The organism is Halanaerobiales bacterium (assembly GCA_035270125.1).
In the GTDB taxonomy this organism is placed as follows: Bacteria; Bacillota; Halanaerobiia; order Halanaerobiales; family DATFIM01; genus DATFIM01.
On sequence record DATFIM010000190.1, the window covers coordinates 1 to 11,073 of the forward strand.

Here is an 11,073-nt window from a genome sequence, read left to right on the forward strand (position 1 = left end):
AGTGATATAACTAATAATTTTTTCAACTTTATTTCCCCCTTATATTGTTTGTTTTGATAATTTAGAAAATTCTATACAACTAAATAAAGAATATTTAAATTTATATCACTCTCCTTTCAAAAAATATATAAGTATTTATAACTGAAATTTTTTGAATAATATATATTTTTGCAATTATAATATAACTTAAATTAGTTACAAGCCAGTTACATAATATATATTTCAGTATTAATCATAAAATACCTTTTTATACTTCAATTTACCATAATTTTATTTCATTGGCTTTTTTACGTAATTCATCTCTAAAATCTGGATGAGCAATATTAATCATAGCATCCACTCTATCTCTAATACTCTTTCCTTTTAGATGTGCTACACCGTATTCAGTTACTATATAATCAATATCATTTCTTCCTAAAGTTACCTTTGAACCTGCTGGTAACTCAGCTAATATTGTTGAAATTTCTCCATCTTTAGCTGTAGATCTTAAGGCAATAATACCTTTGCCTCCTTCTGATCTTTGGGCACCACGATGAGTATCTACCTGACCTCCAGTCCCACTATAATGTTTATTTCCAATAGCTTCTGAACAAACCTGGCCAGTCAAATCAACCTGTAAAGCTGTATTAACACTTACCATTTTATGATTTTGCCCAATAATACAGGGGTCATTGGTTACACTACCCTGTTGAAATTCAACTGCTAAATTAGTATCTATAAAATCATATAATTTTTTGGTACCCATAGCAAATGTTCCTACCATTTTTCCCTTCCATAATGTTTTCTTTTGATTTGTTATTACCCCTTCTTTAAATAAATCAACCATACCATCAGTAAACATTTCAGTGTGTACACCTAAATCTTTTTTGTTTTTTAAAGAATGAGCAATAGCATTTGGAATACCGCCAATACCTAACTGAAGTGTAGAACCATCTTCAATCATTTTTGCAACATGTTCTCCTATTTGCTTTTCTTCTTCACCTGGTTCAATCGGTGGAACTTCAATTAAAGGAGTTGTATTTTCCACTAGATGATCGACCTGGGAAATATGCACCTGAGTATCTCCTAAAGTCCATGGTAAATTTTCATTAATTTCAAGGACAACTATTGTATTTTCATCTTCGATCATCATTTTTTCATAAGTTAAACCCAAAGAAAGTGAGAAAAATCCATTTTCATCCATAGGAGTAGCTGTTCCCCAGAATATATTCAAATCATCGTTTTCAAGTTTTTTCATACCAGCTTCATGGAGATTATTAGGGATATAAGTGACATTTCCGTGTTTATGGTTTTTACGATCTGCAGGACCATAAAACCAGGTTTCATTTAAAAATGTTCCCTTCATTTTAGGCTCCAAAAAATTATAATCTCCCATCATTAAACAAGAAACAATGTTCACGTTTTCTAATTCATCACTTCTATTTTCTAATTCATGTAATAAACCCTGAGGTTCAGAAGCTGCCATTGCAGTTACAACTTTTTGATTGGATTTCACTTTTGAAACAGCTTCCGGGATAGTTATAAGTTTTTCTTGATATTTTTTACTTACATTCATATTTTAGTCCCCTTTCATATTTATTATTAATTTATATCTCCCCATTTAACAACATTAGCAGCCCAGGCATAACCAATACCAGCTGCAATCATGGAAATAATTGTACCATCTTCAACCTTTCCATCTTCTAAACCTAATCTTAAAGATAAAATTTGATCAATTTGTCCAAGATGTCCATAATGACTTAGATAAGTAGTTTGACTGGAATCAATATTTAATAAATCTAACATATAATTGTGCATTGATCTTTTAAAATGTAAAACTGCTAAGTAGCCTAAATCATCTTTATCCAGGTCAGCTTTTTCAAAAGATTTATCAATACAATGCATCCAGTTATCCATTGAAACTTCTTCAAGTCTTTCTTTCATATGTTCTGGATTAAAAATAGTAAGTGATTTATAAGCTTCATCAATGTTATCACAATTAATAGGATTTTCACATCCACCATATTTAACTCCAGCATCCCTAGCTAAAGAACCATCTGACATAATATGTGTACCCATTAAAACATTTTTGCCATAATTCTTTTTTACTATTAATGCTCCACCACCTGCCCCTAAATTATACATCATAGACATTGGTTTGTCTTTATAATCTACAAAATCTATATTTCTATATCCACCAACAATCATAGCAGTTTCAATATCTTCATTAGCAATCATCATACTTTCTGCAATTTTCATTGCTGCAACTGTAGTACAACATCTCTGTTGGAGGTCAATTGCCCAGGCATTTGTTGCCCCAATCTGACCCTGGATATATATTGAAGAGGTAGTTAAAGGATATTCTTTCCACTCTTCACCGATTCCTAAAATAAGATCTATTTCTTTTGGATCAACATTAGTTCTCTCAAGAGCATCTTTTGCTGCTCTAACTCCCATGTCCTGTGTTCCATCATTTTCTCCTGGAATAACCTTTTCAATAATTCCTAATTTTTCTTTGACTGCCTCTTCTGCCCAATAACCATCTGTAGCATCAGAAATTTCAGAAGCTGTCATTCTTTCATCTGGAAGATAAATTCCAGTACCAACTATACCTAAATGATCTTTGTTTTTATCCATATTGACTTCCCCCTAATATGCTCAAAATTTAATATTTATTTAGATAATTTCAAATCATTTATTGCAATAATATTATAAATATTTTGAGTTTCAATTAAGTTACAAACAAGTAACTTACTAATTAAATTTAATATTGTAACTTTTTTGTTACGTAAATTATGTTATAATTAAACAAAAGGAGGAATTTTTAATGGAAATTAATCTAAAAAGTGTTAAATTAGCAAATGGTGAAAAATTAGGATACCGTAAAAAAGATGGTGGTGAAAAATTGTTAGTTTTACTTCATGGTAATATGACTTCTTCTAAACATTGGGATATTTTAATAGAATCTATGCCTGACGAATTTACTATATATGCCCCAGATTTAAGAGGTTTCGGTATTTCTTCTTACAATCAAGAAATTAGTTCTTTACATGATTTTTCAGAAGATTTAAAAATGTTCTGTGACAAATTAAATTTAAATAATTTCAATTTAATGGGATGGTCTACCGGTGGAGGAGTGGCTATGGATTTTGCTGCTGATAATCCTGAATATGTAAAGAAATTAATACTAATGGAATCTGTAGGCACAAAGGGTTATCCAATATTTAAAAAAGATGAAAATGGAAAACCCATTCCTGGTGAATTACTCTCTACAAAAGAAGAAATTGCTAATGATCCAGTTCAAGTATTACCTGTATTAAATGCTTATAAAAATAAGGATAAAGATACAATGAAAATGATCTGGAATAACACTATTTACACTGATAATCAACCTGATCCAGAAAAATATAATGAATATCTTGAAGATATGTTTACTCAAAGAAATTTAGTAGATGTGGATTATGCTCTTGCTCATTTTAATATTAGTAATGAGCATAATGGTTTAGAAGAAGGTATTGGAAAGGCAGAAAAAATTGAAGCACCTACTCTTATTTTGTATGGAGAAAATGATAAAGTAGTAACTGAGCAAATGGCTAAAGATATTAATAATGATATTGGAGAAAATGCTAATTTACAATATCTCAAAAAATGTGGTCATTCTCCTCTAATAGATGATCTTGATCAACTATTAGAAAATATTTTAAATTTTATTAATTAATTTTCACTTTAATTTCCCTTATATATGCTAAAGAGGCAGTAAAACTGCCTCTTTAGTTAGATAATATTTTATGTTAATTTTTGATAATAACTTTCAATCTCTGTAATGGGAAAAACATTTAATTCTCGATCAAGTACTCTTTTACACCTTTTATATATTTTAATAGCCATTGACCTTCGATCAAGTTTATTATAACTCTTCATTTTATATAAATATGCTTTTTCCCAGCAATTATCAATTTCCAACATTTTATTACTCAAATCAATACATTTTTGATATTCTTCTCTTTTAAAATAAATTTCAATTAATTTATCTCCTGTGTTTAAAAATAAACTTTTTAATCTCTCTCTTTCATTTCTTACCCAATCAAGATAAAGTTTATCTACTACAAAGTCGTTATCATATTTATTTATTGCAGATTTGAAATATTTTATTTTTTCATCTTCAGAATTAGCATTTTCCCCATTTTCAACTAATTTTTGAAATTCTTTAACATCATAAATATAACCAGAATTTTCATTAAAACCATATGAAGAGCCATGACGTACCAGAAAAAATGGTTTTTGTCTTGGTTTTCTTGAAGGTTCAAGAGCATTTTTTAATGCATTTAATGTAACTTTAAAATTACGTGAAGCCTTTTTCTTTTCTTTCTCAGGCCAGAGATAATAGTATATTTTTTCTTTTGGTATTAATTCACCTATATGAACCAAAAATAATAAAAATAGTTCTTTGGCTTTTTCTCGTTCCCAATCTTTTTGATTTATTTTTTCTTTACCGCGCCAAACCTGCAAATTTCCCAAAGCTTTTATTTTCAATTTAAAGCCAGGGTGGTTTTTTAAGTGTGTTAAGCCTAATTCAGCCAAAATTCCTTTAACATAATTTTCTTTTATAGATCTGTCCCTTGCTGTTAATAAAACTGGAATAAATCTTTCTGGGGAATCTCCTCCAAATAAAGTTGATTTTAGAAATATAAAATTAAAACTTCTTTTTTCCATTATTTTAAAAAGATTTTTAGTAGTTATATCAAATTTATCCAATTTATTTTCTTCATAGTAAACAAGTGATAACCAAATTCTATTTATTGTTTTTAAAAATTCATCATTTAATTTTTTAAACCTTATAATATTATCTAAGAATTTTTCTTCAGATTTTTTTAAATTGCCCTTAAAATAATGATTGATTGCCATACTAAAAATAAGAATACCTGAAAGCCATTCATCACCAGCCTGTTGTGCAATTTTCAATCCTCGTTTACCATACCTAAGACCTAAATCACAATCACCATGAAAAGCCTCCAGTAAAGACAGGCCCATTAATGGCTCTGCTTTTCCTCTTGGTATATTAAATTCATCAATTATATCTAATGACTTATTGTAAGCATTACGAGCATTTTCAAGTTTTTCTCTGCCTTTGATTTGATAAGCATGTCCCAATCTCATGTAAGCAACAGCCCTAATAAAAGGAGAATTAAGTTCTTCCCCTAAATATATACCTCCCTGAGCATAATTCATTGCTGAAAAAGAATTACCAATAAAACTATGAATTAAGGATAAAATTAAAATTGTTTCCCGGTGTGAACGAGGTATTCTTGAACCCTTTTTTTCATTTTCTACTTTTTTCTCAAGGATTTTTTGAGCTTCTTTCAAACGACCGGTTCTTAACTTAACTCTTGCACTAAAATTATTATTTGCTACCTCATCTTCAGTTATATTTTCAGCCTGTTTATATAATTTTTCTGCTTTTTTCAATTGGCCCTCATTAGCCTTATTTTCAGCCATTAATTTTAATAATATCGATTCATCCCATAAATTTTCCTTTTCTCTTAATTTTAAAGCCTTTTTTAAATATTTATCTGCTTTTGCAGGTTGAACAGTATCAAGATAAATCATTGCTATTTTTTGTAAAACTATACTTAAATATAAATTATCATCAAAATATTCCCTGGCATTTTTATAGACTTTTAGAGCCTGATCAAAATGACTTCTAAGTCTATATATATCTCCCTGATATACATATAAAAGAGGATATTTAGAAAAAATTGAATTAGGTAGTTCATTTAAAGCATCCTGGAGAGTATCCAATCTTCCTAATTCTAAAAGTTTTTCAGCTGATGATAATATTAATTTTGCAGATTTATTATAATCTTCTGCCCCCAAACTGTGATAAATAGCGAAACCTTTTTCACCTGTATTTTCACAAATTTCTGCAGCTTTTTTATGAAGTTTTTTATAATCATATTTTTTCTTACCCTGTTCTCGTAAAAATTCATGAAATAAATTATGATATCGATATTGATTATTGCCCAAATAATATATGAACAGTTTTTTATCAACTATTTTTTCAATTATTTCTTTACTGTTATTAATATCTAAAAGTTGATTACATATATCTATCCGTAAATATTTTAAGACAGCTGTTTTTAATAAAAATTCTTTTATTTCCTCTGATTGATTTTCCAGTACTTCAAATGCTAAATATTCAAATAATAAATGTAAAGATTCAGTTTCATTATTAATAATATCCTCAACTTTTGCACCATTACTCAAACCTTCACCAATTAAATCTATGGCCATAATCCATCCTTCTGTTTCTTCATAAATATTTCTTAATTCTTCATCAGTTAAATTCAAATTATATTCATTTTTAAAAAATTTATCTATTTCCTTTTTGTTTAAAGAAAGCTCCTTATCTCCTATAAGTAATAATTTTCTTTTTAGCTTCCAATTCGCAAATTGAGGAAAATTAAGATCTTCTCTTGAAGATATAACCAGATGTAAATTAGGAGGCATTCTTTTAATAAAATATGATAAAAGTTCAGTTATTTTATCTTTATCATTTACTAAATGAAAATCATCTAAGATAATAAATTTTTCCTCATTTATTTCATTTAAAAATTCATTTATAAATATATCCAAAACTTGCTTTAAGGGAATTCCTTTATTACCTGATTGATTTAAAAATCTAATTGCTTCATCTCCAATATTTTCATTTTTGAACTTAAAAGCATGAATAAAATTTAGAAAAAATAATGCTGGATCTTTATCAAGCTCATCAATACTATACCAATAATAATCATCTTTATAATTTTCATTAAAATATGATGAAATTGTGGTGCTTTTTCCATATCCCGGTCCAGCTTTTACTACAGTTAATGGAAATTTAACAGAATCATTATATTTTTTCCATAATTTTTTATTAATCCACTTTAATTCCGGAGTTGAGGGAGCTATGAATTTTGTTTTTATTATTAAACTACGCAAAAAAAATCACCTCAAGATTTTCTAAATAATTTATTATCTTATTGTATTTATTCTATATTTTTAGACTAAACCCTGCAAAAAAATGTTATAAAGATATATTTATGTAAATTATATTTAAATAAAAAAATAGAAAGGATTGAAAACAATCCTTTCTATTATGCTGGTTTTATGTATTCAATTTTTAAATTTATTAATTATTATTTACTGCGTCTTTGAATGATTTACCAGCTCTAAAAACAGGTACTGTTCTAGCAGGAATAGTAATTTCTTCACCTGTTTGTGGATTACGCCCTTTGCGTGAGCTACGATCTTTAGCTTCGAAAGTACCAAAACCAATAATTTGCACATTGTCTCTCTTATCTTCATCTTTTTTAGCTTCATCACTTAAATAACCTTCTACGGTTTCAAGAGTGGTATTAATAACTTCACCACAATCTTTTTTAGTTAAACCAGTTTTTTCTGCAACAACATCAATAAGTTCAGTTTTTGTCATATTTTTCACCTCCTTATAAATTAATTCATTCTATTACTTATAATTCGCTAATTGTTAGCTTTTTCCTGCCCAAATTTAATAAAAATTAAAAAAAATACTGTAAATAAGTCTTTTTAGCTAATTCCAGGCCTGATTGTCATCTACAACCTCTTCCATTTCATGTTTAGGTCCTCTTAACATTAGATCATCCACGGCATTTAAAGGTTCTTTTCCTTCAAATAAAACTTTATATATTTCATTAGTAATCGGTAATTCAAAATCAAAATTTTCTTCTTCGATCCATTGTTTTACAGCTTTTGTAGTTTTTATACCTTCTACTGCCTGGCCAACTTTACTTAAAGAATCTTCAAAACTCATACCTTGACCTATATTATAGCCAAATCTTCTATTACGACTGTGAGTACTGGTACAGGTTACAACTAAATCTCCCATTCCAGAGAGTCCAGCATAAGTAAGTAAATTACTGTCAAAATAAGAACCTAATCTACTTATTTCCATTAAACCTCGAGTAATTAAAGCTGCCATTGAATTATCACCATAACCTAGTCCATCAGTAATCCCAGCAGCTATGGCAATGATATTTTTTATGGCACCTCCCATTTCAACTCCTACAATATCAGGATTAGTATATACTCGAAAAGTTCTTGTCATAAACATGTCTTGAATTTTTTCTGCTATTTTTCTATTTTTACTGGCAGCTACTGCCGCTGATGGTAAATCTTTCACTACTTCTTCTGCATGAGTTGGTCCAGAAAGAACTGCCACAGGATTATCAGTAATTTCCTTTATAATTTGAGAATTTCTTAAATAAGTTTTTTCTTCTATACCTTTAGCTGTTGAGACAATAATCTTATCATTATCTAAATAAGGTTTAATTTTATTCATAATAACTCTAGTTGCATCTGTAGGAACAGAAACAACTATATTCTCAGCATTCACTACCATTTCTTTTAAATTATTTGTAGCTTTAATATTATTAGATAATTTAATATCTGGAAAATAAGTTGTATTTATATGTTTATGATTAATGTCTTTTTTTAATTTATTATCTCTAACATAAATTTCAATATCATAATTGTTTTTAGCAAGTATAGTTGCAAGAGCAGTTCCCCAACTACCTCCACCAATAACTGCAATTTTATTTTTCATTAAGATCACCTCGATTTTTATTAGGGGGCCATTTCATTCTATTTTCAGTTCCATGTAAAAGACGGGCAATATTTTCTCGGTGAGTAAAAATTACACCAATTGCCAAAATAACCATAAAATAAAAATAAGCTGAAGACTCTTTCAAAAAATAACTGGAAAAAACGAGAGAAACGGCTGCCATCATTGATGCTAAAGATACATATCTTGTTATAATAGTTATCAAAAACCAAATTACTGTTAAAATCAAAAAGCCCATAGGGAAAATATTCATCACTATCCCAATAGTTGTAGCTACCCCTTTTCCTCCAGAAAAATTGAGAAAAACAGAAAAATTATGACCAATAATAACTATTAAAGCAAGTAAAAATATTATATATAAAGGAGTTTGTTGTGGTAATATTAATTGTATTAAAATAACTGCAAAATAACCTTTTAAAATATCAACTAAAGCGACAATTAAGCCCATTTTGATTCCTAAAACTCTAGCTGCATTTGTAGCTCCTATATTACCACTACCAAATTTTCTTATATCTTCGCCTTTTATTTTTTTAGTTATTAAATAAGCAGTAGGCAATGAACCTATTAAATAACTCAAGATTGCCAGAAAAAATATTTTCATATTTTTTAGTTCCTCCTTAAGTTCTTTGCTTGATTTTAAAAATAATAGGGCTTCCTAAAAATCCAAATGCTTCTCTTATAGTGTTTTTCAAATACCTTTCATAAGCAAAATGCATAAGTTCTGGCTCATTAACAAAAAATACAAAAACTGGCGGTTTTACACCTGTTTGACTTGCATAATATATTTTTACACTTTTACCTTTTTTACTTGGGGGTTGTCTTAATTGAACTGCTTCCTGAATAACTTCATTTAAGACACCGGTTTTAACCCTCTGAGAACTCTGTTCAATTACATATTCTAATAATTCTAGAGCTTCTTTAACTCTAACTCCTGTTATAGCAGATATAAAAGTAATAGGAGCATAATTTAAAAATTTCATTTCATAATATATATTGTCAATAAATTCATCCATAGTTTTATTATCTTTTTCAACTAAATCCCATTTATTAACTGCAATAACTATTGGTTTCCCATGATCATGAGCATATCCAGCAATTTTTTTATCCTGTTCTGTTACTCCTTCTAGAGCATCTATCATCATTAATACAGCATCAGATCTTTCTATGGCCTTAATAGAACGAATATTACTATAATATTCAACTGATTCTTTAACTCGAGATTTTCTTCTAAGTCCAGCTGTATCTATTAATTTATATTTCAACTCATTATATTCAACTACTGTATCAATAGCATCCCTGGTAGTACCGGGAATATCACTTACAATAACCCTTTCCTGTCCAAGTATATAATTTACTAATGAAGATTTTCCTACATTAGGTTTACCTACAACTGCTATATCCATAGTATCACTATCAGGTTCTTCTTCAGTATCAGGAAGTTTATTTACAATAAGATCTAAAAGATCACCAGTATTTTTACCATGTTCAGCAGAGATTGTAATAGGATCTCCCATTCCTAAAGAGTAAAATTCCCATTTGATTTCTTCTGCTTTTTTATAATTTTCAACCTTATTTATTACTAATATAACTTCTTTATTGGTTCTACGTAAAATATTTGCTATTTCTTCATCTAAAGAAGTAATACCACTTCTTCCATCTACAACAAATAATATAACATCAGAATCTTCCATTGCTATTTCAGCCTGTTTTTTTGTTTTTTGTTTTAAAATATCTTTTTCATTTATTTCAATTCCACCTGTGTCAACTAAAATAAAGTTGTTATCTAGCCATTCAACTTCTCCATATATTCTATCCCTTGTAACGTTTGGTTCTCCCTCAACAATTGCTTTTCTTTGTCCAGTAAAACGATTAAATAATGTAGATTTTCCTACATTAGGTCTTCCAACAATTGCTACAACTGAATCTGACATATTAAAGCACCTCCATAATTTCCTTCAAATTGTTACAAACATATAATTTTTTGTCTTTTAATTTATCTTTTAATTTTATAAAACTCATATTATCCAAAAATAAATTTTCATCATTTAGTGTTATACCAGGAATTATTATGTTTTTTGATGTATCATTTTTTATTATAGAATTATAAATATCCTGACCAGTAAGTAATCCGGTAACTGTTACATTTTTCCCGAAAAATTTATTTTCTATTACTAATAAATCAATATTTAGTCCTTTTATTTTATTAAATCTATTTATTACTTTTTTCATTATTTTTTTAGATAGTTCTGCAGTTATTATAGTAAATTTTTTATTTTTCTGTAATTCATCTGGTAATTCATCATCAATATTTTTTAGCTCATTTAACAATAATCTAGTTAAACCAATACCATTTTCAATTTGAGGAAAACCATTATATTTATCATATTCTGGTATTTTTTCTCCAGCAAGTAAATAAAATTCATCAGAAGCATATAAGAAATTTTCATTATATTTAT

At 28.2% G+C, this 11,073-nt stretch carries 9 protein-coding genes; 1 reads left to right on the plus strand and 8 read right to left on the minus strand.

The features are described from left to right. Window positions 1–259: 259 nt before the first annotated feature. Both VJ881_09710 and VJ881_09715 read right to left on the minus strand, forming a co-directional pair. Window positions 260–1,555: an acetyl-CoA hydrolase/transferase C-terminal domain-containing protein gene (locus VJ881_09710; protein ID HKL76328.1), complete on the minus strand. Its 1,296-nt coding sequence runs from the start codon at window positions 1,553–1,555 to the stop codon at window positions 260–262. Between the two features lie 26 nt (window positions 1,556–1,581). After that, entirely contained in the window at window positions 1,582–2,616 is a 1,035-nt protein-coding gene (locus VJ881_09715) for a 3-oxoacyl-ACP synthase (GenBank protein ID HKL76329.1), read from the minus strand. Between the two features lie 190 nt (window positions 2,617–2,806). Here VJ881_09715 and VJ881_09720 point away from each other — a divergent pair, with 190 nt between their 5' ends. After that, window positions 2,807–3,697 carry an alpha/beta hydrolase gene (locus VJ881_09720; protein HKL76330.1) on the plus strand — a complete coding sequence of 297 codons (891 nt, stop codon included), beginning with the start codon at window positions 2,807–2,809 and terminating at the stop codon, window positions 3,695–3,697. 68 nt (window positions 3,698–3,765) lie between these two features. On the opposite strand, the gene VJ881_09725 is transcribed toward VJ881_09720, so the two are convergent. From VJ881_09725 to VJ881_09750, 6 genes are all read right to left on the minus strand, one after another. Then, on the minus strand, window positions 3,766–6,957 hold the full coding sequence (locus tag VJ881_09725; protein ID HKL76331.1) for a BTAD domain-containing putative transcriptional regulator: 3,192 nt from the start codon (window positions 6,955–6,957) through the stop codon (window positions 3,766–3,768). 190 nt (window positions 6,958–7,147) lie between these two features. Next, the gene (locus VJ881_09730) at window positions 7,148–7,450 is read right to left on the minus strand and encodes an HU family DNA-binding protein (protein HKL76332.1); all 303 of its coding nucleotides are present in this window, start codon (window positions 7,448–7,450) and stop codon (window positions 7,148–7,150) included. Window positions 7,451–7,567: 117 nt separating this feature from the next. Further along, on the minus strand, window positions 7,568–8,599 hold the full coding sequence (locus VJ881_09735; GenBank protein HKL76333.1) for an NAD(P)H-dependent glycerol-3-phosphate dehydrogenase: 1,032 nt from the start codon (window positions 8,597–8,599) through the stop codon (window positions 7,568–7,570). Continuing rightward, window positions 8,589–9,218, minus strand: a complete 630-nt coding sequence (plsY, locus tag VJ881_09740; protein HKL76334.1) for a glycerol-3-phosphate 1-O-acyltransferase PlsY — start codon at window positions 9,216–9,218, stop codon at window positions 8,589–8,591. The genes VJ881_09735 and plsY overlap by 11 nt, the downstream gene beginning before the upstream one ends. A 16-nt stretch (window positions 9,219–9,234) precedes the next feature. Beyond that, window positions 9,235–10,548 carry a ribosome biogenesis GTPase Der gene (der, locus tag VJ881_09745; protein ID HKL76335.1) on the minus strand — a complete coding sequence of 438 codons (1,314 nt, stop codon included), beginning with the start codon at window positions 10,546–10,548 and terminating at the stop codon, window positions 9,235–9,237. 1 nt (window position 10,549) lies between these two features. Continuing rightward, window positions 10,550–11,073 (minus strand): DUF512 domain-containing protein (locus VJ881_09750; protein HKL76336.1); only part of this gene is annotated, 524 nt, incomplete at its 5' end.

Coding starts and splice junctions, on each gene's coding strand:
- VJ881_09720 (HKL76330.1), top strand. CDS start 2,807: ATGGAAATTAATCTAAAAAGTGTTAAATTAGCAAATGGTGAAAAATTA.
- VJ881_09710 (HKL76328.1), bottom strand. CDS start 1,555: ATGAATGTAAGTAAAAAATATCAAGAAAAACTTATAACTATCCCGGAA.
- der (HKL76335.1), bottom strand. CDS start 10,548: ATGTCAGATTCAGTTGTAGCAATTGTTGGAAGACCTAATGTAGGAAAA.
- VJ881_09715 (HKL76329.1), bottom strand. CDS start 2,616: ATGGATAAAAACAAAGATCATTTAGGTATAGTTGGTACTGGAATTTAT.
- VJ881_09735 (HKL76333.1), bottom strand. CDS start 8,599: ATGAAAAATAAAATTGCAGTTATTGGTGGAGGTAGTTGGGGAACTGCT.
- VJ881_09730 (HKL76332.1), bottom strand. CDS start 7,450: ATGACAAAAACTGAACTTATTGATGTTGTTGCAGAAAAAACTGGTTTA.
- plsY (HKL76334.1), bottom strand. CDS start 9,218: ATGAAAATATTTTTTCTGGCAATCTTGAGTTATTTAATAGGTTCATTG.